Consider the following 26,235-nt stretch of genomic DNA (forward strand, 5'->3'; position numbering starts at 1 on the left):
CACTACTCCGCCTCATGTCCCTGACCGACCCGCAGCGCGAGGCCATCCACACGCTCTGGGACGAACTGGCGGATTTTCCCGCCTCGCGGACGGATGATGCGCTGCTTCACCTGATGGGGAAACTCTCCGGCTGGCTCGACGCCGGAGATGTCGTCTGGGTGGGAGCCGCGCGGCTTGCGCGCGGGGCTGCCGCCCGCCGCGATGCCCAGCGGGGCTGGCGGGGACTGGTGGTCCGTCACATGCGGCTGGCGCCCTCGATCCGGAGTCTCAGTCGTCGGGTACAGGTGGAGCAGGACACCGACCCCGGCATGACGACCCGGGCTCTCGTGGCCGGCGTCGGGCGGCTGCGCGTGCACCGGCTTCACGACGGATTCGTGGATATGGACGCCTTCCGGCAGACGGCGCATTACCGGGCATTTTATCAGGCGGCGGGCATCACCGACCGCCTGTTCGTCGGCTTTCCCGTCAACGCCGACACCGAATCGTTTTTTCTCGTCGACCGCTGCGGGACCAACCAGCGCTTCACGGCGGCCGACGCCGAACTCGTCGGCTACGCCCTGCGCGGGCTCAAGTGGTTCCAGCGGGAGCTGATGCTCAGCCACGGCCTCCTGCTCGCCGGCGCGCCGCTCTCGGCCGCCGAACACCGCATCGTCCGCCTCCTGCTCACCGAGCGCAGCGAGAAGGAGATCGCCGCCGAGCTGGGGCAGTCGCCCAAGACCACGCACAAATACATCACCGGGATTTTGCGCAAATACGGCGTCAGTGGCCGCATCGGTCTCATGGCCCTCTGGCTCGGCCGTCGCGGCTGAGCCCGGCGTCGCGTCGCGGCAGGTGCGTCCGTCTCGCATGCCGAGGCCGGCCGCATGGTCCGGATGATGCGCTGAGCGGATCATTGCGCCCCGCCGCGTCGGAGGGAGGGGGGGGATGCAGGGAAACGGCAGATCTCCCTCTCATCAGAGGGAAGACAGTTTTCCTAGAAACAAATATGATGGGCGGCATGAGCTTCCGTACTACCACATCCTTCTCCCGCCTTTTCGCGGTTTCTGCCGTCGTCATCTGTCTCTTTCCCGCCCCGCCTCCCGTTTCCGCCGCCAGCATAGGGACTGTCGCCAGCGGCGACTGGGAGACGGCCTCGCTCTGGCAGGGCGGCGTGCCGACTGCGGCGGACGATGTCGCCATCGGCGGTTCCCCGTCCGTCACGATCACAATCGGCGCCGACGTGGCCGCCGAGGCCAGGAGCGTTACCATCGGCAGGACCAATCCCGGCATCCTGGTCATCGACGGCTCCTTGGTAGTCGGCGATTCCAGCACGATCGGCGACGACACGACCGGCGCCGTCACCGTCAGCGGCGCCGGCTTCTGGCAGGCCGGCGAACTCACGATCGGCGACGGCGTTGCCGGCACCGGCACCCTGACGATCAACGGCGGCCTCGTGACCACCGGCACGAACAGGACCTGGCTGGGCCGTTCACTTGCCGGGTCCTCGGGCACGCTCATCCTCTCGGACGCCGGCGTCCTCGAAACCGGCCAGATCGTCCGGGGTCCGGGCGCGGCCGCGATCACGTTCGACAACGGCATCCTGCGCGCCACCGCAGACGAGGCGGATTTCCTTTCCGGCTTCCCGGCGGGCAGTGTGACGATCCAGGCCGGCGGCGCCTCCATCGACACCAACGGCCACGACATCGGCATTTCAACTTCCCTCTCCGGCAACGGCGCTCTCGCGAAGACCGGCGCGGGCACGCTTACCCTTTCGGGGGCCAGTGTCTACACCGGCATGACGACGGTTTCCGGCGGCACGCTCGTCGTCGCCAACGATCAGGCGCTCGGTCCCTATGCCCAGAATGCCTATGCCCGGGTAACCGGCGCCGCCTCCACTCTCTCCATCGATCCGGGCATCGTCCTGAACAAGAACGTTCGTCTGCAGGACGGCGGCACGCTGGACAACCAGGGCACGCTTGTCGGCGGCTTGCCCGTCTACATCACCGATGGCGGAGGCAACGTTGCCAATACCGGCACGATCCGCACCGGCGAGGCTTCCTACGAAGCCGCCGTGGCTATCTCCAACCCGGACATGAATTACCTGACCAACACGGGCGGCGTCATCTCGTCCTCCCGCGGCAATGGTGTGGACGCCTCCATCGGCATCAGCATTACCTATGAAGACACCCCCGGCGGCCCTGCCGGTATCATCAATGACAGCGGCGTCCATCTGACCAATCAGAACGGCGGACAAATTCTCGCTCCCGGCGGCATCGCCGCGTATCTCAGCGGAGGCACGCAAAACGTGCTCGTCAACACCGGCGGGAGTCTCATCGAAGGAGACGCCGGCGTGTACCTCGAATCCGGCACCGTCACCAACAGCGGCGGGAGCACCATCCGCAGCTCGGGGTCGGGGTGGGGATACGGGGTTTGGCTCGGCGTCTCGACCAGAGCCCCGCGTGCCGCCACGCTCGAGAACAGCGGGAACAGCCTCATCGAAGGTTACCGTGATGGCGTGTATGTCGAAAACAACGCTTCGGCCAACCACACCGTCCACAATACCGGCAACAGCACCATCCGCTCCACCAGCGTCACCGGCGGCAGGGCCGGGGTGTATGTGACCAGCCTCGGCGGGGCCGAAGGATGGGGCAACGGCACCGTGATCAACGACGCCGGTTCCACCATCGAAGGCCGGCGCTGGGGGGTGTATGTGGACGGCGGCGGCACGGTGATCAACAGCGGCACCCTCACCGGCGCCCTCGCCACCAACGCGCAGAACGCCGGCGTCGCCTTCAACCTCGACACCGGTTTGTCCATTTCCGTCACCGGCACCCTCACCAACAGCGGCGCCATCAATGGCGGCGTCCGGTTCACCAACATCACCGGCACTGTCACCAATACCGGCACGATCCACGGCAACGTGGTCATGGCCGCCAGCAAAATCAACAAGGTGACACTCGGCATCGGCTCGACCATCGACGGCGACCTCGACATCGGCACCTCTACGAGTTCGACGCTCACTCTCGGCGGCGCGACGGGCAGCCAGCTTTATTCCGAAGCGGTGACGGGCTCGACCACCTTCAGCGGCAGGCTCACCAAACAGGACGCGGGCACCTGGATCATCGACCGGGCGTTTTCCTCCACGCAGCCGGTATCCATCACCGGCGGCACCCTGCAGGTCGGCAACGGCGGGACTGACGGCTCCATCGCCGGCAATGTGACGAACGGCGGCATCCTCGCCTTCAACCGTTCCGACACCCTGACCTTCGCCGGAACCATCAGCGGCAGCGGCGCGCTCAGCCAGCTGGGCGACGGCACCACGATTCTGACCGGAGCCAACACCTACACCGGCGGCACGACGGTCGGGGCGGGCGTGCTGCGCCTCGGCGCGGCCGGCGCGTTGCCCGCCCACGGCGCACTCGCCCTGGCCGGCGGCACGCTCGATCTCGACGGGTTTTCCACCACGCTCGGCACGCTCCTCCTCACGGCCGGCTCCATCCTCGATTTCGGCGCCGGCCATTCCGGCGCCACCACGCTCACCTTCCTCGACAGTTCCGCGCTCGGCTGGACCGACACGCTCACCCTGCTCAACTTCAATGTCGGCTCCGACTCCCTCGGCTTCTCGTCCAGCGCCGGCCTTGCCATTTCGCAGCTCTCCCTCATCCGCCTCGACGGCTACTTCGCCTCCGGTCTGGATTCCGCCGGTTATGTGATTTTCTCCGCCATTCCCGAGCCTGTAACCTGCACCGTTCTCGCCGGCCTCGGTGCGCTCGCCCTCGTCATCGGCCTCCGCCGCTTCCGTCACCCGCGCCGCTACCCGTCCGCCGGTCTGCCGTAACGCTTGCGGGCCGGCCAGCCCGCCCGGCTGCGTCTCGCCGTCGGCGCGCTTTCCGTTTGCGACCCGTCGCCGCATCCGCTGCTTTCTTGCCCATGAGCGCAGCCATCGACGACCTCCGCAAAACCATTGCCCGCCTCCGCGCCCCCGGCGGCTGCCCCTGGGATATCGAGCAAACCCACGCCAGCCTCGTCCGCTGCCTGATCGACGAGGTCAGCGAACTCATCGACACCATCGACCGGCACGATCTCCCGCACATGCGCGAGGAACTCGGCGACGTGCTCATCCAGGTCATCTTTCACGCGCAGATCGCTTCCGAAACCGGCGCGTTCGACCTCGATGACGTGGCGCGCGAGGTGAATGAAAAACTCATCCGCCGCCATCCGCATGTTTTCGGCGCCGACCGCAAACTCGGCACCGCCGCCGACGTCCTCGTGAAGTGGGAGGAGATCAAGGCGCAGGAAAAAAAGAACGGCCCTGCGCAATCCGGCCTCTTCAAGGAACAGCCGCCGCGCCTGCCTGCGCTCATGTATGCCGAGGCCATCTGGAAACAGATCGGGAAGATCGGCGTCGGGAATAAAAACCTGCCCGTCGGCGACGCCGCCGACGCTGCGCAGATCAGGGCCGTCGCCGCGCACCTCGACGACGAACGCCTCGGCCGGCACCTTTTCCAGCTCGCCGCCGCCGCCCGCGAGCGCGGCCTCGACCCCGAAGGCGCCCTCCGCCGCGAAACCGACCGGATAAAAACCGCCGTCGAGGCGAAGGTCCGGGACCAGAACCAAACCTTTTTAACCACTAATGGACACTAATGGCCAGACATCGAAATGGTATTCGGAAAAAAATGACGAAGACATGGCATCTTCCCCCCCCTCTCTCTCTTCCTCCGCCTTTCTCTTATTAGTGTCCATTAGTGGTTAAAAAACCGCCGTGACCGGGAACGCCCAACAGCCAGCCGTGCCGCCCGCCATCGTCGCCGGGTGGTTGACTCCTTTTCTCGATCACCTCGCCCGGGAACGCCGTTATTCGCCGTATACGGTTCGCAACTACCGCCAGGCGTTCGAGGATTTTTATCGCTGGCTCGTCGCCTCCGGCCTGCGCAAACCGGCCGATCCCGATGCCGGCTCCGCTGCCCCCGATGACCTCGCTCCCGACTCCCTCACGCCGCGCGATCTCCGCGACTTCGTGATCGAGGGACAGCGCCGTTTCGACCGCCGCACGCTCCACAATCACGTCTCCGGCCTGCGCGCGTTTTACAAATACTGGCTCCGGCACGGACGCGTCACCCGCAACCCGCTCATCGGCCTCGCGCTTCCCAAACTCGAAAAGCGGCTCCCGAAATTTCTCACCGAGCAGCAGATGAAGCTCCTGCTCACCGGCCCCCAGCGCCTGCTCGAAAACGTCTCCGGCATCACCCCCTTCATCGCCTGGCGCGACCGGCTGGCGATGGAGCTTCTTTACGGCGGCGGCCTGCGCGTCAGCGAACTCGTGGCGCTCGACTACGGCCGGATCGATTTCACCAGCGGCGTCGCGCGCGTCCTCGGCAAAGGTCAAAAAGAGCGCCTCTGCCCGCTCGGGAAAATCGCCCTCGCGGTGCTCGTGAAGTGGAAAAACGAATACGCCCGCGACACCTCGCACGCCGCCCCGGTGCTGGTGACGCCGGCGCACACGCGCATGCCCGTCCGCCAGGTGCAGCTCATGCTGAAACGTTACCTTGCGCTGGCCGGCCTCCCGCTCGATCTCTCGCCGCACAAGCTCCGGCACAGCTATGCCACGCACCTGCTCAACGCCGGCGCCGACCTCCGCCTCGTCCAGGAACTGCTCGGCCACGCCAGCCTCAACACCACCCAGATCTACACTCACGTCAGCGTCGCCCGCCTTCGCGACATCTACGACAAGGCGCATCCGCGGGCATAAGCGCCCACCCGCGGGGGGGGGGGAGCTCGATTCATTCTCGTTCTCCTTCTCGTTCTCCGGTTTGCCTTCCTTCTCCTGCTCGTTTTCGTTCTCTCTTCGTGAGCGGGAGAAAGAAGAAGAGGAGGAAGAGGCGGCGGCGAAGAAGAAGAAACCGGAGAGGAGAACGAGAAAGAGAACGAATGCGGACCCGGAGGCTGGATTTATACCCAGGCCCCAAAGCCTTCAGATTTTCACACAAAGCTCGCAAAGAGCGCAAAGGATTGCCAGTTACCTTCTTCGCGTCCTTTGCGGCCTTTGTGTAAAATCAAAAACATTCGGGACGCTGGTATTACATCCCCCCCTGGGCCAGCAACCGCCGCAGCACCGGCCGCACGAGGCGGGCGAGGTGCGGGTTGGCCCAGGCGATCCACGAAACCGGCGTGGTCGTATCGAGCGGCGCGCGCAGCGGACGCCCCAGCGGGTCCTCGATCACGCCGCCGGCCTCGCGCAGGAGAAGCGCGGTGCAGATATCGTAAGGATGGCAGGCGAGCGCGCCGCTCAGGCCGAGCCGTTCGAAGGCGATCGGCCGGATGTCGGCGACCATCCGGTCGTGGCCGACGATGAGCTCGCAGAGTTGTCCCCCGGTGCTGATGTACTGGTCGTCGAAGACGAGCTGCCCGCCGTTGCGGCCGAAAACGCCAAGTTGCTTCCAGAGGTTTTCCTCGAGGGTGGAGAGCCATGCCTTGCCTTCGGGAAAAAACCGGGCGAACGAGGCGAAACCGTGATCGAAATCGCGCGCCTGCGAAGGGCGCGGCCGCCAGCGTTTGCGTTGTCCGGTGGCGAGATCGATCCGCTCGGCGACGAGGCCGCTGCCGCGCACGGCGCTGAACTGGTCGGCGACGGCGTGCTTGCTCGTGGGGAGCTCGCTCATGGCGGCGACGAAAATGTCGCCCGTATGCGTGCGCGCGCCGCGCTGCGGGGCGGCGCCGGCGAGCGCCCACGCACTGCGTTTGTCGTACATGATGCCGCGCGTGCCGTCGATCGGATCGAGGATCACTTTCAGGAGCGTGCGGTTGACCGGTGTGCCGCGCGGAAACGTCAGCGGGGTGTCGTCGTCCTCAATCCCTTCCATGACGACCTGTACGGGCCATTCGGCGGCGGGCCAGTGCCGGTCGAACCAGGCGGTGATGGCGGCTTCGGAGACGCGGTCGATGGCGTAGATGGTGTCGGCCGACGTGACGGCGGCGACCTTGGCAAAATGGCGGGCCGGGCGGCGGCGGGCGGCGACAAGGGCATCGCGCGTGGAATCCTGGAGCGAGCAGAGCAGGCGACGGAGGCGGTGGAGCTGTCCTGGAGTCATCATGTGCGGGCCGACGATGCGGATTGCGGCTTCGCCGGCGAGCCTGCGCGGAAAGGGCGGGCAGAAATCATCCGCCCTGCCGCGGCGGGCGTCAGGCGCGGGCGGCGTTGAGCGCGGCGCCGACGATGCCCGCCTCGTTGAGGAAGCGGGCCGGCACGACGGGAGCGCGCAGTTTCAGGTGCTTGAACCACTTTGCGTGCTCGGAGCTGATGCCGCCGCCAATGATGATCAGCTCCGGCCAGGTCAGCGTTTCCAGTTCGTTGATGTAGTCGCTGACGCGGGGAGCCCATTTTTTGAACGGAAGATCCTTCTTCTCCCGCGCACCGGCCGAGACGAATTTTTCGTAGGACTTCCCCTTGTGGCGGAGGTGGCCGAATTCGGTGTTGGGGTAGAGGAGGCCGTCGAGGAAGAGCGCGCTGCCCACGCCGGTGCCGAACGTGAGCATGAGGATCGTGCCGCGCTTGCCCTTGCCGGCGCCGAAGGCGACTTCGGCGAGGCCGGCGGCGTCGGCGTCGTTGACCAGCTCCACGCGCTGCTTCGTCGCTTTCGAGAAGAGCTTGCCGGCGTGGCAGTCGATGAAGTCCTTGTGGAGATTGGCGGAGGTCCGGATGACGTTGGACTGGATGACCCCGGGGAAGCCGATGCCGATGGGGCCCTTCCATTTGAAATGCGCGGCGAGCTGGCAGATCTGGCCGGCCATTTCGACGGGCGACAGGGCGTCGGGCGTGGCGATGCGGTGACGCTGCGCGAGGAGTTTTCCTGTTTTGGTGTTCACGGGCGCGCCCTTGAGCGCGGAGCCGCCGATATCAATGCCGAGGACGTTCATGCGGGAGGGAGAGATGTGTATGCGGGTGTGCCGGTTGCAGGAGGTGTACGGAGAGTAAGGCCGGTATGGAAAAACAAAACGGCGGCCGGTATCAATGACATCCGCAATCGGGGTTGCCACATCCGGCGCCCGGGTGGCCATCCGGCCCGGCGACGATCTGCCCGGGGTTTTCGGTCTCGCCGGGCGTGGCGGGGCGGGTGGAGACCACCTCGACATCGAACGTCAGGTCGAGCCCGGCGAGCGGGTGGTTGGCATCGAGGAGCACGTCGTCGCCCTCGACGGCCTGGACGGTGACGACGGGATCCCAGGCTTCGGGGCCGGTCTGGAACTGGTCGCCGACGCGGATTTCGCCTTCGACGGGAAGCTGGTTGCGCGGCACGCGCTGCACCTGGGCATCGTCGCGCTCGCCGTAGGCGCGGGCGGCGGGGACGTGGACGCTGGTCCGCGTGCCGCAGGCGAGTTCACGGAGGGCCTCCTCGAGCCCTTCGATGATCTGCCCGGCGCCTTCCAGGTACGAGAGCGGCTGTCCGCCGATGGAGGTGTCGAGGACGCGTCCATCGGGGCCGCGCAGCGTGTAATGAAAGGAAATGACGTTGGGCATCCTGCCAAACCCGGGCGGAACGGAGCGCCGGGTCAAGCCACATCAGCGGCAACATCGGCAGGCGCGCATAGGGGCGGCTGTGAGGGCGGGGTATTTTTCCCTGTTGACGAGGCCCGGGAATGCCAAACACGCTCTGCGCCCTTTCCTTCGGGGAAAGGCACTTTTTGCCCGATGGTGTAATGGTAGCACAGGCGACTTTGACTCGCCTAGTCATGGTTCGAACCCATGTCGGGCAGCCACTCTTCAACAAAATACGAACTTCCGCAGAGGTGATTTACACCTTGCGGAAGTTTTTGTTTTTAAACGGGAAGCAAAAACCGAGGTGTAAAGCACCTTGGGGCGAGGTTCGTATCTGGTTTCCCGAACGACCGGTTTTCGGGTGTAAGGCAGCGTTTCATTCATGGCGTGCTTTATACCCGGGACCGATTTCGAGCTTATGTCTCACTACCTTTTCCGGGGTGCTTATTGAGGCTGCGCCTCGCCAGTCATTGTCGAATGGACGGCTTCGTTTCCGGCCTCCCTAGCCGTCCAAGCCTCCGGTCTGGCGGACACGCGAACAGGCCGGCTCGTTTCGCAGTCCGGGGGAAGTCTCGATTCCCCTCCGGCTCTCCCCTCACGACACTTCTCTCTACCGTGATGAAAAAGTGGCAGCGTTCGCCTGTCAGCCGATGCCGTAGCGCACCGCACGTTGACCGGTACCATGCGAAACAGCGCCGGGCTATTTCCGTTCCTGTGCCTTGACCGGCAGTTGGAGGTTGAACAGGCGACAACCCGGAGCCATGCCTCCCGCCCGGGAGCGTTGGCCACCGATGGGCCGCAGAGGCTGCCGCGCCCTGGAGTTGTCCACGGCATGGCCACAACTTGCGCTCCAGGGCGGTCTTCAAAATCTTTCTTTATTTCCAGAAACAGCCTGATCTGGTCGGCCTCGGACAAGGCTGCTATTACAAGCCTGTAAACGCAAAGCGTCATGCGTTCTGCTGGAGTCGGCTTCAAAGAGATTCTTTGTCTGTCTCCACTCCGCAGGAAGGGTTCATAAACGGATTGTGATGCCCTGCGCGCACGCCCGCACCCTGTGTGCGCTTCAACCGTAAATTTTCCTCCGTGATCGATGGCGCACCGGCTTTCAGCAAATACTGTCCTTGCTGCAGCAGAAGTGATCTCACTTCGCCAGTGCTCACCACTCGGGATGTCACTCCTGTTTTCACCGCCAGCGCCGCCGCTGTTCCTGCGCCCTGACCAACGGCCATCGCCGTTGCCATCACACGGACCGAACCGAACGCATGATGCGTCGCCGAAATACAACGACCCGCCACCAGCAGATTATCCATGCTCTGAGGCAGCAAGCTGCGATACGGAATCTCGTACACAGCCCTGCCGGAACCGGTGAAAATCTGCTGCTTTCCATCCGGCGGATGAATGTCGATCGCGAACGTCCCGCACGCGATCCCGTCGGGGAACGCCCTGCTGGCCAGCACGTCGTCCTCCGTCATCGTATAGTCTCCGACAATGCGTCGCGTTTCCCTTACCCCCACCTGCACGCCGGTATCGACGATGTAGCTGTTCCCGAACCCGCCGACATGCTTGCGGAGAAAACGATGGATCTGCCATGCCTGCCGCCGCGTCGCAATCTCCGCCCTCGTCAAATCCTCCACCCGCGTCCCGTCGATCCCTTGCAGACGCGTGCAGTTCACCGCGATCTGACCGTCATTGGGAAGTTGATACATCAGAATCCTCGGCGCCGCTTCCTCAGGATACTCGCCCGCCTGCATCGCCTTCTTCACCAGATCGGAAAGCCCGAGAAACGCCAGGGTCCCGTTCGAGTCGATCTCCCCGTCACTCGGCGAGTCCTTCAGCAGATCGCGGTTTGCCTTCATCCAGCCACGCAGGGTGGCGTAGTTCACCCCGCCGATCCGGTAAAAGAGCGTCACCGGCTGCATCGCTCCGTCGCTTTCCCGTCCCTTCACAAACGGTGCGCCGACCCTCGCCACCACGTCTGCGTCCGCCGAGCAGTCGATCACGAATTTCGGACGGATCGCCTGCCGGCCGGACTTGTTCTCGACGATCACATGCCGCACCCGGCCGCCTTCCGCCACCGCGTCAACAAACGTGCTGTGCAACAAAAGCTCCACTCCGGCCTCCTCCATCATGTCAAACAACACCAGCTTCATCCCCTCCGGGTCGAACGGGGTCATCGAGGCGTTGTCGAATGTCAGGTCCGTCACGTGTCCCGGCGAGGCGGTCAACGCCACCAGCCGCTCTACCAGCTCGCCCGCGATTCCCCGGATGACCTGTTCGCCATGGATGTCGTGAAACGTGAACATCGGATTCACCATCGCCGCCGTCAGGTTTCCTCCGAGAAAACCGTAACGCTCCACCAGCAGCACCTTCACGCCGTTTCGCGCCGCCGCCAGCGCGGCACCGATGCCCGCCGGACCGGCGCCGATCACCAGCACGTCCGGCTCATGCGTCACCGGCACCAGCCGTGTCGGTTCCCTCACGCTGCCCTTCGCGTTTTCCAACTCCGTTCTTTCCCGGGCCGCAGTCTGCGCGGCGGCATCGTTTTTTGCAGGATTCATGGTCATTTGATTCATTGAGAGTCAGTTGTCCTTGCCGCAGGAAAGCAGCACCACCGTCTTCGGAGCACAGATCCACGAGGAAACCGTTTCGCCTGCGTCCTTCTCGATCGGCACCACCCTGTCGGGATTTTCAAAATCGTTGGCTGCCTTGGGGTCTTCGTGCCCCAGCGTCCAGGAGCGCTTCACGCGATAGCCCGCGGGCAGCCTCAACGCGACCTCCGCCGGGTCCGAACGGTGCCGGTTGACCAGGCTCAGCACGATCGTGCCGTCGTCGTGCAATGCCGCCGCGGAGTCCAGCAGGGAAGCCTCCTGCCTGTCATAACCTTCCGGATACGCCGTGTCGGACATCCCGCCCATGCGGGGAGGGGGAGTCTTCACGACCGGGCATTGCGTGATGGTCCTGAGCGAGGTTCCCCGCATCCATTTGGTGTATTGCCGGAAGACATGAAACAGGGGCGTCCTGACCACCCGGTCCCGGTTGACGAGCAACGGCGCGTGACCGTTCACGAGGAACACGTAATTCGCCATCGCCACGCGCGGACAATGCCGCAGCATCACGTTCAACGCGCCCGCCACAAACATCGCGTCCTCCACGTTGCGCGGATCCCTGCGCCGCAGGCTGTCGTGGAATTCCCCCTTGCCCGTCGCGAAGTGGCGGATGTTCCACTCGTCGATCGAGATTCGCACCTCCTTCTTCAAAACGCCTTCGGCCCGGGCCTCGTCGATCGCCCGCAGCATCTTCCTGATCTGGAAATCGAAATAACCCGGCGTGAAAACCACCGCGTCGTATTCATCCGCCACATCCTGCGTGGAGCTGGCGTAAATGTGCAGCGTCAGGCAGTCGATCAGTTCGCCGGCGCTGGCCAGCACCTTCCGGTCCCATTCCGGATCGTTGCCCGCACTCGAACCCACCGCGAGAATCCTGATGGAAGGGTCCTGTCTTTTCATCGCCGCCGCCCACTCCGCCAGCGTCCTCGCATATGTCGCCGCGTCCATCTGCCCCGTTTCCCACGGAGCCCATGTCTCGTTGCCGATTCCCCAATACCGCACGGCGTAAGGCTCCGCATGGCCGTTCGCCGCGCGACGCCTGCCCTGTTCCGTATCCTTGTCGCCGTTACAATATTCCAGCCAGCGCAGCGCCTCGTCGAGCGTGCCCGAGCCGAGGTTGACGTTGAGATACGGTTTGCTCCCCGCCTGCCGCGACCATGCCAGAAACTCGTCGGTCCCGAACCGGTGCGACTCCGTGCCGCCCCAGTGTCTGTTCGGCAACACGGGCCGCTTTTCCCGCGGGCCGATTCCGTTTTCCCAATGGTACACGTCCGCGAAACAGCCGCCCGGCCAGCGCACGACCGGCACGGCCATCTCCCGGGCTGCCGCGACCACGTCCTTGCGCAATCCCCGCTCGTCGGACAGCGGCGACCGGTCATCCCACACGGCGGGATAGATGCATTGTTCGGATTCCTGCACATGCTCGAAATACTGGCCGTAAATCTCCGGCTCGATCACGCCGAACGTCTCGCGCACATCAACAGCCACGCTTGCCTGCCAAGCGGAGGGACGGAGCGGAGGCGCGAGAGGGGATTGCATGGTAACGGACTTCATGTTGCCGCAGATTCTATCATCCTCCGACGCATCCTGCCATGTTCCAACCGCCCCGGTGCATGTCCCAAATCCACATCGCCATTTTACCGCAACGCTCTACACCATGCCCGATTCCTTGGCCGCCGCCCTCGCTTTTTCCCGGTATTTTGACGGTGACGCCCCGTATTCCCGGGCGAACGCCTTGCTGAAACAAAACGCGTCGCTGAAGCCCACCCGCTCCGCGATCATCTCGAGCGTGTTGTCTGTCAGCAGCAGCAGTTCGCAGGATTTTCGCAGCCGGAGCTGCGTCAGACGGTGACGCGGACTGCAACCGTAGTGTTGCTGGCAAAGCCGCCGCAAATGTTCCCTGCTGACATGCGCCTCCGCTGCCAGAGTTTCCAGGTCCCGATTCTCTTCAAGCCGTCGCGCGACCATTACCCACAGTTTTTCGATTCGTGAATAGCTGGTCCGCCGGTCCGTGAGATTCGTCAGCGAAGCCCGGATCAGGTCGCACCAGATTCCGACCAGCTGTGGCGAATTCCCCCGCGTCACTTCCGTGAACAGCCCCCCAATAGCCGCCTCCAGAGAATAGGAGGCCGCCGACAACAATGCCGGGGTTTTGTGCCGGAAAAGCTCCGGGCACATTTCCGTCGTTTCAAATTTTGCCCAGGCGTATTTCCATTCGCGCGCTCGCTGGCATACCCGGTAGCCGTGCGCCATGCCAGGCGGCATGATGTAAACGCTTTCCCGGCCCGCCTCCTGCCAGCCATCGTTGCAGACGACCAGACCCGTGCCCGAGATTGTCGCAATCACCAACCCGTAAACCGGTGCGGGCCGGACAAAACACCACCCGCTGCCTGCGTGCGTGATCCCCGCTTCGAGCACCCCCTGTTCCTTCAACAACGGACACGCCGCCTGGTCCACCACCAGCCGGTCGATCACATCACAAAAACCCTCTGTTTTGGTTAATCGCATGTGGAGCTATGATTTCTCCCCCGTTACACCCGACGGACAGACTTGGAGCTCCGCACTACAGGGCGCGGAGCCATTCGATTTTGACGGGGCCGAGCAGGCCGGCGGGGAGCAGCGGGGAATCGGCGTCGTAGTGCTTCCACATGCTGAAGGTGTGGCGCGGATTTTTTGCGCCGCCCTCGGGATTGCTTATCCACGCCGGCAGCTCCAGTAGGCGTCCGTCGGTGAACCGGCTTGTCCCCTTGGGTTGATAGCCATAGGGAACGGGAATGCGTTCGTCGCCGATGATGCGATTGACCCAGGTGTTGGCCACGCTGATTTCAATTGTGTTTTCTCCGGGACGCAGGAGCCGGGTAATATCGACGCGGAAGGGCGCAACCCAGAGCACGCCTGCATCGTGTCCGTTCACACGCGCCGACGCGATGTCGGCGACTCGTCCGAGATCGAGAAAGGCGGTCAGTCCATTGCTTGCGGAAAAGCTTTTCGGGAGTGTGAATGTTTTCCGGTAAACTGCGGTGCCGGAGTAATGCTTGATGGCATCGTCGGCGTGTTCGCTCCACGAGGAGAGGGTGTCGAAGGTCATCGACTCGGGCGCGCCGAGACTGCGGTTGGTGAAGGCCACCTGCCACGGACCGTCAAACGCGATGCCAGGCGCGGCCTCTCTCGTGTAAAGTCTGCCCGCGCGCATTTCGGCGCCGGAGGGAATGGCGGCGAGGCGTGAGGATTGTCCGGCGGGCGGCTTTTGAAAGACGACAAAGGTGGATCCGTAGGGAGCAAGCTGGAGCGGCACGGCGGTCCGGGTTTCTCCGGCGCTGAATGCGGCGGCCTGCACGCGCGCGCCGGTGACGGCATCCCAAAGCTCGGGAATGCGTCCGGCGGTGCGGAAGACAAAGTCGTCGGCAACCGGTTCCCCGGTGTGGTTGAAAACAAAATAAACATCGGCGTCCTTCAGGCGGCGGTGGATGAAGTTGATGCCGCTGTCCATGTTCGACGGAAGGTTCTCGCTTTCCCACGCGAGGTCGCGGGCGAGGTTTGCGAGGCGGAGCGCATCGGCAACCGAGGCGCTCCGCACGACAAGACCGCGCCCGACTTTTTTTTGCGTGACGCTTTTCCCGTCGAGACCGGCCCAGAGTCTGGCGACGAGACGATCAAACTCCTCGCGCCGCCTAAAATCGTTCACGCCGGCGGGCGTGGTGGGTGGACTGCCAAACAGGACCAGTCCGGCGTCCACAAATTCGTCAAGCCGGCGCAGGGTGTTGATGTCGGCCGCCCAGGCCATGCCGGGCAGCACGAGCACGCGGTAGGCGGGGCCATGCGGGAGCGCAAGCACGCCGTCGCGCATGCTCATCGCGGCAAGGTCCTTCGGGTAACCGATGTCGAAGTCATAGCCGGATGGGATGCGGTTGATCTCGCTGGTCGGGAAGGCGTAGCCGATGTCCTCGTTTTGCAGGAGCAAAAGGTCGGCGTGCTTCCAGCCTTGCTGGAGGAGAAACTGGCTGCGGGCGATGTAGTCGGTCCATGCGCGCAGGTAGGGCCACCAGGTGTTGAAACGGCCGAAGCGCGTGCCGTAGCGCCCGAGGCTGAAGCCGGGGGCGGCGTTGTCGTAGGGCTGGTGCGCGTAGGTGTGGAGGACAACGCGGTTCACGCCGGAAGCGAACGCGTGGTCGCCGGGACGCTTGAGCATGGAGGGCACGGCCTTCCATCCGTCTTCCTCCGGGCGGGCGGAGAACGCCTCGGCGGCGAGGATGTGCTGGTCGAGGATATTGGCGATGGAGGCGAGGAGCTTGATGCGCGCGGGAAAACGGGCGTGATGCCAGAACTCGGTCATCAGGACATCGACGCGCGGGGCAATCACCGAGGGGTTGAGCGGGCCGCCAAACACTTCTCCCCAGGTGATGAGGCCGCGCTCGCGGGCCAGGCGCTGCATGACGCCGAAATAGTTTTCCTTGAAACCGTGGTCGATGAGGACGCGAAAATCGTGGAGCACGCATTCGGTGAATTCGGGCGACTCGACGATGCGGCCGGTGAGCACGGGCAGGAGGGGGACGAGGTCATAGCCGTGCAACGCGGTGAACTGCGTGGGGAGCGTGTCGGTCCAGTTTTGGAAACCGGCCTCGAAGCTGTCGAAGAGGATGCCCGTGAGGGTTTTCCCGACAAGCGGCCCGGCGTCACGGATGATGCGGCCCATGCTTTGCTCGAATTGAAACGCAACGGCGCCGGGGTCGAGCTTGTCGCATTCGAGGCCGTGGCCCTCGGGAACGGCGGGATGGTTTTGGGCGCCGGTGGAAGTGAAGCCGAAGCGCAGGAGCGTCCACTTGCCGGCGGGGAGCGAGGCACGGAAGTTTCCGCCAGAATCCATCGATGAGGAGAGGTCCAGAATGAGGTCGCGCGCGATGGCATGGGAAGCGGAGTCTTTATTTTTGTGCGCGGGGCGCGCGACGGGCCTGGAGCTGAGCTTGATGCGCTGGTCCCAGCCGGGGAGTCGCGGTATCCGGGCGTCGTCCGGGACGGCGAGCACGACGATGTCGCGATAAAAATTTTCCCGGACCGGGGGCATGGGAAGCATGGCGGACACGGGTTCGCCGGGGCCGGTGGAAATGACGTCGGTCTCGGTCCGGACGAGTCTCTTCATGGATTGCTCGGGGGTAATCCAGGGGCCGCCGCTGGCGGACCAGCCGGGCGTATTCATGAGCGTGAAATCCATGCCGAGGTCCGCGGCGGTCTTGAGGGCGAACTGCACGTGGTCGTGCCAGTTGTCGGTGCCGTAGCGCACAGGGCCGTCCGGCAGATAGATGCCTGCGTCGAAAAGCTGCACCCCCGCGATGCCGGCTTCCTTCATCGCGGCAAGATCGGCGGCGATGCCCTCCTTGGTGACGTTGCCGCTGATCCAGTGCCACCACGTGAGCGGGCGGGCGGAGGCGGGCGGAGCGTCGAAGCCGGACTCAAGCACCGTGGGCGGAGCGGAAAAGACTGAAGATTCGCGGAACAAAAAGCCGCACAGGTAGAGATTGTTTGCGGCAAATGCGGACGGATCTTTGGGCGTGTAGCCGCGCTTCTTGAGGATGCCGGGCTTGTCGATCGGCTCAACGGCGGCGTCGAGCAATTCTACCCGCAAGGTGTGTGGACCGGGTTTTAATGGACGCGGGAACCACCACGGCGAAAGCCGGTAGTGACCTTCCTGGCTGAAGGCGTCGAAAAATGTTCCCGTCACCGGAGGCAGATCGTCCACCGTGACGCGAAAACGCCCGTTGTCCGGCCCCTTCATGCCGAGCAGCCCGACCGTGTCGCCCTCGAACGTGATCGTGGCTGATGCCCCCGCCATGGTCGCGACCCAAAGCGGCGGGGTCAGGTCAGGCGGTTGCCAGGAGGTGCGTATGTCGCTGCCCGCCGGAATCTGCTCCCATGCGCCGGTGCGCATCGCGCGCTCGACAAGCCCGATGCTCGCATGTTCCCAAGGCGTGCCGGTGAGCGGCGCGATCAGCGTGTGCGGACGCGGCGGTGCGGGCTGTTTCAACATTTCCGCCAATGCCGGTCCGATCACCGAAGCATACAGACGATGTCCCGCCGGCAACGGATGGATGCCGTCCGCCGTGAACACAATCCGCCCCTCTCTGTCGCGCCCGCCGGCATCGTTGCCCTGCGCGGAACCTCGCGCCACAAGCTTGCCGGCCGTCACCTGGTGCGCCACTTCCACGCCAAGGTGGATTGACGGGATTCCGTAATGGTCCGCCACGGCGTCCATTGCGCGGGGTGTCGGGGAATCGCGGCCGGCCTCGTAGTCGGCGAGTTGGGTCTGGCTGACCGTGTAGACAAAACAGATATCGGCGTCGGGATTCGCGCGCCACGTCTGGCGGACGATGCCTTCCATGGTCGTGCGGATCCGCTCCTCGGGCATGCCAATGTCGTTGACGGCATATTCCACGAACAGCAGGTCAGGCTCGTGGTCGAGGACCTGCGGCTTCACTCGGCACGCGCCAAAGGCTGAATCTGTGCCGGAAATCGCCGCGAAAATTTCCTCGATTTTCGCAGCCGGGAATTCGCGTTTCAGAAAATCGGTCGTGAGCACGCGCCAGCCGCTGGCCGCCGTGATGCTCCCGCCGAGGTAGGCCACGCGCACGGTTTTACCGGCCTTGATCCTGGCCGTGACATTCGGCAGGCCGTCGCGGTGGCTGACCGCGGGAAACGGCAGGATGTCAGCTTGCGCTTGTGCGGCAGAGGCAAGACAAGCGAGCAGTCCAAAAATAAAGGCGTGATACCACGGAGGCAGGGTTGGCGTGTTCATCAGGAAACGTTCGGGTGTGCGTCTATCCACATTGATTTTTGGCGGCGGTTTTATACCGGGCGGCAGCTGGCAGGAACGCGGCGCGCATGCGGTCGCCGCCGGCCGTTTCCCAGTCGGTACGTTGTATCAAAAAAACAGTGACGAATCCATTCTTGGTGTTCACGCAGAAGTTCGTGCCGGAGGTTCCGTTGTGGCCGAAAATGCCGTCATCGGAAAAGCGTTTCAGGCCGAGTCCGTAGTTGTTGTCCACGTGGGCGGGGATTTGCCGGCTCGCCATGAGCGCGATGGTTTCGGGACGAAGGTAGCGGCGTCCGTCGAGCTCCCCGCCCCGGAGGAGCATGCGGCCAAACTTCGCGGTGTCGGCGGCGGTGGAAAACAGGCCGCCGGCAGGCATCGGATCGAGATAGTATCGGGCACGGTCGCCAAGCGGGTCATGAAGCCGGGGGAAGGTCTGCTCCACGAGCGCGGATTTGTCCGCATTGAAACCGTAGGCCGAGGCAAGGCGGGCGAGCTGGCCGGTATCGGGCCGGAAGGTAGTGTCACCCATGCCGAGCGGCGTGAACAGCCGCTCCTGCATGAAGTCTTCGTAACTCCGGCCGCTCAGCACTTCGATGAGGCGTCCGGCGGTGTTGATGCCCGCATTGGAATAGAAAAAATCGGTGCCGGGTTCAAAAAGCAGCGGCTCGCGCGTGTAGTAATGGACGGCCTCGGCGAGCGAGGGCCGGTCGATCGTGGGCGGTTTGGCGGACGAGGGAAAAGTGAGTCCGGCGGTGTGGCTCAGGACTTCGCGGATCGTGATCGGATGGGCGGGCGGGCGGAGTTCGCCGGATGCCGTCTTGACTCTCAGGTCGGCACACTCGGGCAGGTATTTTGATACCGGATCGTCAAGGCCGATCCTGCCTTCCTCGACAAACATCATGAATGCCGCGGCCGTCATCGGTTTGGTGATGGAGGCTATCCAAAAAAGGGCATCCGCATCCATGGGACGCCTGTCGGAAAGATTCGCGTGACCGATGCCTTCGCAGCCAAGCACGCCATCCGCGTCGGCCACGAGCCAGACGAGACCGGCCACATTGCCCTTGCTGACCCAAGGGATCAGGGCGTCGGTAATGGTCAGACCGGCGGCATTTTTTTGGGGGGAGGGATCGGCCTTCGAGATCATGTGAATAAAAGGGAAGAGCCGTTGTGCCCACTAGAGCATATTAAATAAAACTGTAACCGCATGCGGCGAACCAGCCAAGTGCGTCTTGGGGAGTGACGGAGCGTAACGCGGAGGCGACAGCCTTGAGGAGGTCGGGGTGATTACGCGCCTGAGCCTTGCGAAGGAGGGCCTTCACCTTGCTCCACATCATCTCGATGGGGTTGAGGTCGGGGGAGTAGGCGGGAAGGAAGCGGACCTGGGCGCCGACCTGTTCGATCAGGGCGAGGGTGTGTTCGTTTTTATGGGAGCCGAGGTTGTCCATGACGACGATGTCGCCTGGACGCAGCGAGGGGACCAGCACCTCGCGCACGTAGGCCTGGAAGACCTCGGTGTTGGTTGCTCCCTTGATGGTCATGCACGCGGTGGTGCCGTCCAGCCGCACCGAGGAAATCATCGTGGTGGTGTTCCAGTGGCCGTGCGGGGCGTGGCAGACCAGCCGTTTTCCTTTGGGCGAGCGGCCCCGCAAACGCGTCATGTTCGTCTTGGCCGCCGACTCGTCGATAAAGACAAGCCGGGCCGGATCGAACGCGCCCTGGCCGCGTTTCCATCCGCGACGCGCCTTGGCAATATCCGGGCGGTTTTGCTCGGCCGCATGGAGCGTCTTTTTTTATATGTCAGTCCCAGCTTCGCGAGCACCTGATGGATCGCCGGAATCGTGCAGACCAGATCGAGGCGCTCCTTGATCTCGGCCAAGGTCAGGTCCGGATGCCTCGCCACCAACGCCTTCAGCTCCTGGCCGCGTTCAGGCAACAACCGCGCCTTCCTTCCGGAAAACCGGTGCCTGGCTTCGATCTGCCCTGTCCTGCGCCTTTGCATCAACAGCTTCTTGACCATCCCCAACGACACCCGGAAACGCTTCGCTACCTCCTCCTGCGTCCACTCTCCCTCATCGTAGGTCTCCACTATCCGGCGCCTCAAATCCAAAGAAATGCTTTTCATCCCGAAAAATTGAACCATCTATTCCAAAATAGATACAGTTTTATTTAAAATGCTCTAATGAACATGACAGGTCTCGGCAGGTGTGACTGGGGCGGCGCAGGAAAAGGCTCCCGTGCGCAGGGCAAGCCGCTGCCCGTCCGGCATTGCGATGATACCTTGCAAGGGCGAGTCGGATTCGGGAACGGTGACATGGAGCGTGAAACGCCCGTCTCGGTTTTCCCAGCGCACCTTCAGCAAACCTTGCGGGAGCAAGCATGCGCCGGAGGCATGCGCGAGGTCGCCGCAAAACGGACGCACTTCCACACGCTGCCAGCCGGGAGCGAGCGGGCGGATGCCGAGGATTGTGCCGGTGAAAAATGCCAGCGGGGCCGCCCCCCAGGCATGGCATGAAGAGGCGCATTGCGGGTATCCGGTTTCCGGATTCTTCCACGACACCGTCCAGTGCTCCCACGTCGCCGTCGCCCCTGCGGCTAGCAGCGGGGCATAGCGTAGCCGGATGAGATCAAGCGCACTCTGTTCCTGCGAATGAAACCGTAGTGATTGCAACACGACATGCATCGAGAACGGACTGGAGGGAATCACCGCCGAATCCGGCCGAAAGACTTCAGCGAGGATCGTTACAGCGCGATCGCTGCCCGGAGGCTCCAGATGAAGCAGGGCGTGCGCCGCGGTCACTTCGGAGAAACCCGGTGAAAACCACTCGTCCGAACGCGCGTCCGCGTAGCCCCGGCCGGTCCAGAGATGGGCGCGGATGGACTGCTCCAGCCGGGCGGCCTTGCCCTCGTACCATGCGAGGGCGGAGCCGTCGCCGAGGCGTTTCGCGTATCCGGCGACGGCGCGCAGGGCGGCGAGGTATTGCAGGTTGAGCGTCGTGAGGATCTTGCCCGTTCCGGGGCGGCGGTCGCCGTCGCCGAGGTCGATGTAGAGCCAGTGAGGAACCCGCTCCAGCAGACCGTCCGCGTCGCGCTCGAAGGCGGAAAACCAGCGGATCGCCCGCAGGATGTTGGACCACCACTCCGGCAGGAGGCTGTCGTCGCCGGTAAATTGATACAAATCCTCGAAGATGCAGATCCAGTCGAGGGAATACGAGGGGATGGGGCTGACATTGCGGTTGCCCGACGGATAGCGCGGCACCATGGAGCCCGCCCAGTCCATGCCCTGACCGATCTGCCCGACGAGATTGCGGTGCAACTTCGCGTCGCTCCAGCGGTGGTGGTTGAAGACGGCGGTCTTGCGCGCATCGCCGATCCACTGCTGTTGCTCGCGGGAGGGACTGTCCACGATGCCGTCCTGGCAGCAGAGCCGGATGCTGTGCTCGCAAATCGCATCGAGCCGGGTCAGCAGCGGGTCGCTGCACGTGAAACCCTCGACCTGCGGCAGCGGATAATAAAGCGTGCGCACCCACGCGCGGTGCAGCGTGACGGGGGCGGCGGACCAGATCCAGAGTTGCACGTGGCGAAATGCGAGCCAGTTGAACGCCACCTCCAGCGTCTGCCGCCCGCCGCACAGGATCCAGCGGCCGGCAAGGATGCGCGCCTGCTCGGGCTTGGGAATGATGTCGCCGGGTGCGATCGAGTCGGAGAACAGCGCGTCGATCACGGTCCCCGGCGGTCCCTCGACTTCGAGCCGGAACAGGCCTGCCTCGATTCGCTCGAAATCCAGCGTGACGATGCGCGCCGTGGCCGGCGTGTCCGCTTTCGGAATTTTTGCGGGAAACGGGGACTCCGGGTTCACGGTGTCGGCGACGGGGAACGGACGCGGTTCCCCGAGCGCGTCGATCTCCGGCGCGGCAAAACCGGCAAACGCAGGACGCACGCGCGGACAGGCATCCACCTCCCCCTCCTCGCGTCGCGGGAGCGGATTTTCGACAAAATGATACCACGGGGTCACCGCGAGGTCGGGCTTGATGTAGTCGGTGGCTGCCCAGCCGGAGTCGTCGAAATCGGGCAAGTGCCATCCGGGCCGCGACAGGCGTGTGTCCTGGACTTCGATACAACCGAGCGGACCGTGCAGGCGCGGCGTGGGACGGATAAACTCGGCGGCGGGCGCCGCTTTCCAGGTCGGATCGCTCGCCACCACGCAGGTTTCGCCGCCGATGCCGCGGATCACGAGCTGGAACAGGAGTCCCTGCATGATGCTGATGCGCGCCCCGGTGCCGAAGCCTTGGAAAAGCACGAGCGCGGCGATGGTATTGTCGCCTTGTTGCAGGAAAGAAACCGCATCGTAGCGGTCGTAGCAGGTCCACGTCGGGTCGCTGCGTCCGGGGCCGCGTCCGCAAAAACAGCCGTTGAGGAAAAGCTGATAATGTGTGTCGGCAAAGATCCGCAGTTCCGCCGAAACCGGATCGAAGGGCAGGTGAAATTTCTTGCGGAACCGCAGGGTGCGGTTGCGCGGGTTTTCGAAAAAGAGCGTTTCCCCGCGCATCCAGATCAGTCCGGTCGCAGGCTCCCAGATGGTATTCAGACATTCCGGGCGTTTGCGTTCATAGAGTGGATTCATCGGAAAGAGAGATGTTGAACCGCATTGCAGGGGCTTCGCCTGTATTCGCCCGGCAACGGAGCGGCGGCGTCCTCGCCGCCGGACGGGACGACAGTCCCACAGGATCGGAAGGGGCACGCTGACGCGCGTCCGGCTGCGAGGACTCCGCCAGACAGATATCTTCGCTTCCTTCTCCGTATTCTCTGTGTAATTTTTGGCTCCTCCCTCTACCTCGTCGATGGCAACGGCGGCCAGAGGCAGGCGCAGGATTCGCGCTTGATCAGATCGGGCAGGACGAGGATTTCGCGTTGTGCCTCGGTGAGCCTCCGGCCCTGCGGCGAACCGAGCCGGGCGGCGAGGCGCGTGATGGTTTGCACGAGACCGGATTGATGGACATCGAACGTCGTCAGTGCGGGTTCCACTTCGGCGCTGACCTGCAGGTTGTCGTAGCCGATCAGGCTGAGATCGTCGGGCACGGAGAGGCCGACATCCTTTGCCGCCTTGCGTCCGCCGAGAGCATACCAGTCGGACGCAAACACGATGGCGGAAGGACGTGCGTTTTTGTTTTTTTTCAACAAGGGCAACAGCACCTCGGCGGCACCCTCCTTGTTGCATTGCGATTCGGGCAATTCGATCAGCCAGTCGGGCTGAGCCGGGATGCGAAATTCGGCCAGCGCCTGTTCAAATCCCTCACGATGACGGGCAAACGGTGTCTCCCTGAGCGGACCGGTCACAACGCCGATGCGCCGGTGCCCCAGCGCAGCCAGATACTGGACGGCGGTCGCTCCGGCGTGTCGCGCGTCCGGCAATACGCACACCTGCGTGGGATATGACGAGAGTTTTGTGTAAACGATTGCCGGCAGGCCCAGCGCATGCACCGCCGCAAAGGATTTATCTTCGAAATGTCCGATGAATATACCCACATTGACCGTTTTCGCCTGTGCGCACAATTCATCGTCGTTGCGGTAGTAGAGCACCTGCAACTCCATGCCTTGCCGGGGCATGTGGCGGCGGAGCGCTTCGATGACGTTGAGCGCCGCCGGGTTGATCTCGCCTTGTGGTCCGTAGTAGGGCGCGAAAAATACGCCGACCGTGAGCGTCGAACGGGCCTTGAGGAGACGCGCTGCGCTGTTGGGCACGTAGCCGTATTTGCGAGCAGCCTCGAAGACGCGGTTGCGTGTCTTTTCGCTGACCAGCGCGTGGTTGTTGAGCGAACGCGACACCGTGCCGATGCTCAGTTTAAGCACATGCGCCAGTTCCTTCAGATCAACAGTCGGCGGCACGGGTGCGTCGCCTGCGGACGAAGTGCCGGCGTCAAACGTCTCAAGATTGCTCATGAACACGGACATAACGACTGGTTGAATGAATGATCAAGGTTTGCGTGCGGTATTCCGGTCACCTTTGCGCGGCGCGGGAGTCCCGCCCGCCACCGTCCGAGCTGTCAAGGTGTGACCGGCGGCGAGGAAACAGCGACCCGGATCACCGGCAGCGACGCCAAAGGACGGCGGCGATCAGTGCAAAAACGCCCGAAACGACCGCCCACGTCGAAGGCTCGGGAACCGGGTTTACGGTGTAGTCGATGGTGAGCCGGGGGAACCTGTTGGCGGTGCCGGTTTCGGAGGAAAACAGATTCAAAAGTCCGCGATAGGTCGGAGCACCATATTCACTGTTTTCGATATCCGATTTGATGGCAAACGAAACCAACGAGCCGGATGCATATTGTGTGCTCACATACCCCAGAAGTTCGGTGCCGGACCAGCTCAGAAGGTTATTCGGGCCGGTGACGGTTGCATAGCCAGTGGCGGTCGCCAGTGCGCTTGCAGTGTCGGCCAGGCCACCCGCTCCCGCCGTCCACGGAGTGCCCGTGGAGCTGTTGTCCCATGTGGCTTGGCCAGCCGTGAACGCATCGGGGAGAACGTATAAACCGAGAGTGATGGGGCCGGCATACTGCAATACTTCCCCGGCTACGGTATCGCCATTATAATAGATGTTCAGTGTCACCGAGTTGATGGTGGCGTTGGCGGGAACAAAGCTGTTGAGGTCAAAAGACAGGAGGGCGCGTCCGTTCGTGTAATTATTGGCGGTTCTCTGGGAACCCACACGCAAAGTCGTTGCTGTCGCACTTGTGGCAGAGCTGGCGCCATCTTTATTTCTACGGATGTCGGTATCGGCGGCGACGGTGACGTCAACGCTGTCGGCGTGAAGTGAAATCGTGCCAAAGAAGCCCAGGATAAACAGGGTAACGAGGCATGATATGGTGAGTTTTGAGGAGTTTTTCATGGCTGGGAGGATATTTTGAATCTTCAAATTTGCCGGAATTGGCAAATGAACACGCAAACGTTTGCGGTTCCTGATGGCAAGATCTTTCCCACGCGTTCTTCATAAATTCTTCATAAATTTTTCCTGTGAATCTCTCCTCCCCCCACGCACACGTCATCCCGCATTTTCCGACTCCTTGCGCGGGCGAATCAGCAGGACGACGAAAACGGACAACAGTGCCACGCCTGCGAAGATGCCAAAAATCAAATTCAGCGGCACGCTGTGGTCACGCAACGCGCCGAAACCCCAGTCGCCGAAACCGCCGCAACTGATGCTGACCAAATTCATGATGCCATAACCTGTCGCCCGCCACTGCGGACGCACGATCTGGCAGAGAATCGGCATGTTGTTGCAGTCGAAAAACCCCCAGCCCAGCCCGAAGACAATCAGCCCGACGACTGCGAACAGGAGCGTGGGGGCGTTGCCGACGCTGAAGAGCGCGGGCAGAAAAAGCATCATGCCAATCGCGCTCGTAAAAATGCGGCCGCGCACGGTGCGCCGTATCCAGCGATCAGCGAGCGCACCTCCGATGAGAACACCGATGATCGAAGCGATTTGCACATACAGGATTGCGCTGACGCCCGCTTGGCCCTGACCCAGATTGAATTTTTCCCGCAGGATCTCGGGCATCCAGTCACGCACGACCCAGCCAGCGATCGCCGGTAGTGTAAAATAAATGACAAGTAAAATAAAGTCGCGGTTGCACAATAACCCGCGCAACGCCCCGCCGCTACCGTCGGATGCGGACGCGCCGGGCGCAACAGGCACGGCAGGCGCTGCTTTCGAATCGCGCAAAAACAGGAGCAACGGCACGGCATAAAACACGCCAAGCAAGCCGCAGGTTGAAAACGTCCATCGCCAGCCAAACTCTGGCGAATCGGCCATGTAACCGGCGAAACCGCCCAAAATCTGCCCCAGATAAATCCCTGACTGATGCAGTCCGATGGCACGGGAACGGGTGCCGCCCGCGTGGTATTCGGAAATCAGGGCCAGTGCGGCGGGAATATAGAACGCCTCGCTGACGCCCATGAGCGCGCGCGTCACCGTGAGTTCGTGAAATGAGGTGACGTGTCCCGTCCACCACGTGACCAGCGACCACACCGAAAGGCTCGTGATAATCACCCAGCGCCGGCTGAACCGGTCCGCCACATAACCGCCGAAGGGACTGAGAAAGGCGTAAGTCCACTTGAAACAACCAAGAACAAACCCCCAGTCCGCCTTGTTGGCGATGCTCGGGATGTCCGCCACCATCGATGCCTTCATGGTGGCGAGCATCTGGCGGTCGAGGTAATTGAGCAGCGCGACCGGGAAAAGCAGAACGACGACCAGCCAGGCATAACTCCAGATGCCGGCCGGCACCGGGGCGAGAGGGGAGGGAGGGGATTTCATGGCT

At 63.3% G+C, this 26,235-nt stretch carries 18 protein-coding genes and 1 tRNA gene; 5 read left to right on the forward strand and 14 right to left on the reverse strand.

Annotated features, from left to right (window positions below):
- Window positions 1-14 precede the first annotated feature (14 nt).
- The 4 genes from OPIT5_17700 to OPIT5_17715 all read left to right on the forward strand — a co-directional run bounded on the left by OPIT5_17700 (window position 15) and on the right by OPIT5_17715 (window position 5,728).
- Window positions 15-809, forward strand: coding sequence for a LuxR family transcriptional regulator (locus OPIT5_17700; protein AHF91779.1), 795 nt, complete (start codon window positions 15-17; stop codon window positions 807-809).
- A gap of 176 nt (window positions 810-985) precedes the next feature.
- Window positions 986-3,817 (forward strand): autotransporter, encoded by a 2,832-nt coding sequence (locus tag OPIT5_17705; GenBank protein ID AHF91780.1) that lies wholly within the window; start codon window positions 986-988, stop codon window positions 3,815-3,817.
- 92 nt (window positions 3,818-3,909) lie between these two features.
- The gene (locus OPIT5_17710; GenBank protein AHF91781.1) at window positions 3,910-4,623 is read left to right on the forward strand and encodes a nucleotide pyrophosphohydrolase; all 714 of its coding nucleotides are present in this window, start codon (window positions 3,910-3,912) and stop codon (window positions 4,621-4,623) included.
- Window positions 4,624-4,741: 118 nt separating this feature from the next.
- Entirely contained in the window at window positions 4,742-5,728 is a 987-nt protein-coding gene (locus OPIT5_17715; protein AHF91782.1) for an integrase, read from the forward strand.
- Between the two features lie 328 nt (window positions 5,729-6,056).
- On the opposite strand, the gene OPIT5_17720 is transcribed toward OPIT5_17715, so the two are convergent.
- The 3 genes from OPIT5_17720 to OPIT5_17730 form a co-directional block, all read right to left on the reverse strand.
- On the reverse strand, window positions 6,057-7,070 hold the full coding sequence (locus OPIT5_17720; protein ID AHF91783.1) for an inositol monophosphatase: 1,014 nt from the start codon (window positions 7,068-7,070) through the stop codon (window positions 6,057-6,059).
- A gap of 88 nt (window positions 7,071-7,158) precedes the next feature.
- Entirely contained in the window at window positions 7,159-7,893 is a 735-nt protein-coding gene (locus OPIT5_17725) for a polyphosphate glucokinase (GenBank protein AHF91784.1), read from the reverse strand.
- A gap of 91 nt (window positions 7,894-7,984) precedes the next feature.
- Window positions 7,985-8,494 (reverse strand): peptidylprolyl isomerase, encoded by a 510-nt coding sequence (locus OPIT5_17730; GenBank protein AHF91785.1) that lies wholly within the window; start codon window positions 8,492-8,494, stop codon window positions 7,985-7,987.
- 165 nt (window positions 8,495-8,659) lie between these two features.
- Here OPIT5_17730 and OPIT5_17735 point away from each other — a divergent pair.
- A tRNA-Gln gene (locus OPIT5_17735) sits at window positions 8,660-8,733 on the forward strand.
- A 750-nt stretch (window positions 8,734-9,483) separates the two neighbouring features.
- Here OPIT5_17735 and OPIT5_17740 read toward each other — a convergent pair.
- The 11 genes from OPIT5_17740 to OPIT5_17790 form a co-directional block, all read right to left on the reverse strand.
- Window positions 9,484-10,971, reverse strand: a complete 1,488-nt coding sequence (locus OPIT5_17740; protein ID AHF91786.1) for a glucose-inhibited division protein A — start codon at window positions 10,969-10,971, stop codon at window positions 9,484-9,486.
- 120 nt (window positions 10,972-11,091) lie between these two features.
- Window positions 11,092-12,657 (reverse strand): alpha-N-arabinofuranosidase, encoded by a 1,566-nt coding sequence (locus OPIT5_17745; protein ID AHF91787.1) that lies wholly within the window; start codon window positions 12,655-12,657, stop codon window positions 11,092-11,094.
- A gap of 111 nt (window positions 12,658-12,768) precedes the next feature.
- The gene (locus tag OPIT5_17750) at window positions 12,769-13,626 is read right to left on the reverse strand and encodes an AraC family transcriptional regulator (protein ID AHF91788.1); all 858 of its coding nucleotides are present in this window, start codon (window positions 13,624-13,626) and stop codon (window positions 12,769-12,771) included.
- 55 nt (window positions 13,627-13,681) lie between these two features.
- A complete protein-coding gene (locus OPIT5_17755; GenBank protein AHF91789.1) occupies window positions 13,682-17,905 on the reverse strand; it encodes an acyl-CoA thioesterase in 4,224 nt (1,407 codons plus the stop codon).
- A 22-nt stretch (window positions 17,906-17,927) separates the two neighbouring features.
- Window positions 17,928-19,016, reverse strand: coding sequence for a beta-lactamase (locus OPIT5_17760; GenBank protein ID AHF91790.1), 1,089 nt, complete (start codon window positions 19,014-19,016; stop codon window positions 17,928-17,930).
- A 91-nt stretch (window positions 19,017-19,107) separates the two neighbouring features.
- Complete coding sequence (locus tag OPIT5_17765; protein AHF91791.1) at window positions 19,108-19,581, reverse strand: transposase TRm2011; 474 nt, start codon at window positions 19,579-19,581, stop codon at window positions 19,108-19,110.
- Window positions 19,578-20,045: a transcriptional regulator gene (locus OPIT5_17770; GenBank protein AHF91792.1), complete on the reverse strand. Its 468-nt coding sequence runs from the start codon at window positions 20,043-20,045 to the stop codon at window positions 19,578-19,580. The genes OPIT5_17765 and OPIT5_17770 overlap by 4 nt, the downstream gene beginning before the upstream one ends.
- 54 nt (window positions 20,046-20,099) lie before the next feature.
- Window positions 20,100-22,544: an alpha-L-rhamnosidase gene (locus OPIT5_17775; GenBank protein ID AHF91793.1), complete on the reverse strand. Its 2,445-nt coding sequence runs from the start codon at window positions 22,542-22,544 to the stop codon at window positions 20,100-20,102.
- Window positions 22,545-22,750: 206 nt separating this feature from the next.
- Window positions 22,751-23,872, reverse strand: a complete 1,122-nt coding sequence (locus OPIT5_17780; protein AHF91794.1) for a transcriptional regulator — start codon at window positions 23,870-23,872, stop codon at window positions 22,751-22,753.
- 130 nt (window positions 23,873-24,002) lie between these two features.
- Window positions 24,003-24,803, reverse strand: coding sequence for a hypothetical protein (locus tag OPIT5_17785; GenBank protein ID AHF94494.1), 801 nt, complete (start codon window positions 24,801-24,803; stop codon window positions 24,003-24,005).
- Between the two features lie 153 nt (window positions 24,804-24,956).
- The gene (locus tag OPIT5_17790; protein ID AHF91795.1) at window positions 24,957-26,231 is read right to left on the reverse strand and encodes an MFS transporter; all 1,275 of its coding nucleotides are present in this window, start codon (window positions 26,229-26,231) and stop codon (window positions 24,957-24,959) included.
- Window positions 26,232-26,235 lie beyond the last annotated feature (4 nt).

It is taken from the genome of Opitutaceae bacterium TAV5, assembly GCA_000242935.3.
Taxonomy (GTDB): Bacteria; Verrucomicrobiota; Verrucomicrobiia; order Opitutales; family Opitutaceae; genus Geminisphaera.

What these genes read in the sequence shown, in the direction of transcription:
- OPIT5_17700 (AHF91779.1), top strand. Translation starts at nt 15, where the DNA reads ATGTCCCTGACCGACCCGCAGCGCGAGGCCATCCACACGCTCTGGGAC.
- OPIT5_17705 (AHF91780.1), top strand. Translation starts at nt 986, where the DNA reads ATGATGGGCGGCATGAGCTTCCGTACTACCACATCCTTCTCCCGCCTT.
- OPIT5_17710 (AHF91781.1), top strand. Translation starts at nt 3,910, where the DNA reads ATGAGCGCAGCCATCGACGACCTCCGCAAAACCATTGCCCGCCTCCGC.
- OPIT5_17720 (AHF91783.1), bottom strand. Translation starts at nt 7,070, where the DNA reads ATGATGACTCCAGGACAGCTCCACCGCCTCCGTCGCCTGCTCTGCTCG.
- OPIT5_17725 (AHF91784.1), bottom strand. Translation starts at nt 7,893, where the DNA reads ATGAACGTCCTCGGCATTGATATCGGCGGCTCCGCGCTCAAGGGCGCG.
- OPIT5_17730 (AHF91785.1), bottom strand. Translation starts at nt 8,494, where the DNA reads ATGCCCAACGTCATTTCCTTTCATTACACGCTGCGCGGCCCCGATGGA.
- OPIT5_17745 (AHF91787.1), bottom strand. Translation starts at nt 12,657, where the DNA reads ATGCAATCCCCTCTCGCGCCTCCGCTCCGTCCCTCCGCTTGGCAGGCA.
- OPIT5_17750 (AHF91788.1), bottom strand. Translation starts at nt 13,626, where the DNA reads ATGCGATTAACCAAAACAGAGGGTTTTTGTGATGTGATCGACCGGCTG.
- OPIT5_17755 (AHF91789.1), bottom strand. Translation starts at nt 17,905, where the DNA reads ATGAACACGCCAACCCTGCCTCCGTGGTATCACGCCTTTATTTTTGGA.
- OPIT5_17765 (AHF91791.1), bottom strand. Translation starts at nt 19,581, where the DNA reads ATGACGCGTTTGCGGGGCCGCTCGCCCAAAGGAAAACGGCTGGTCTGC.
- OPIT5_17770 (AHF91792.1), bottom strand. Translation starts at nt 20,045, where the DNA reads ATGAAAAGCATTTCTTTGGATTTGAGGCGCCGGATAGTGGAGACCTAC.
- OPIT5_17775 (AHF91793.1), bottom strand. Translation starts at nt 22,544, where the DNA reads ATGAATCCACTCTATGAACGCAAACGCCCGGAATGTCTGAATACCATC.
- OPIT5_17780 (AHF91794.1), bottom strand. Translation starts at nt 23,872, where the DNA reads ATGTCCGTGTTCATGAGCAATCTTGAGACGTTTGACGCCGGCACTTCG.
- OPIT5_17785 (AHF94494.1), bottom strand. Translation starts at nt 24,803, where the DNA reads ATGAAAAACTCCTCAAAACTCACCATATCATGCCTCGTTACCCTGTTT.
- OPIT5_17790 (AHF91795.1), bottom strand. Translation starts at nt 26,231, where the DNA reads ATGAAATCCCCTCCCTCCCCTCTCGCCCCGGTGCCGGCCGGCATCTGG.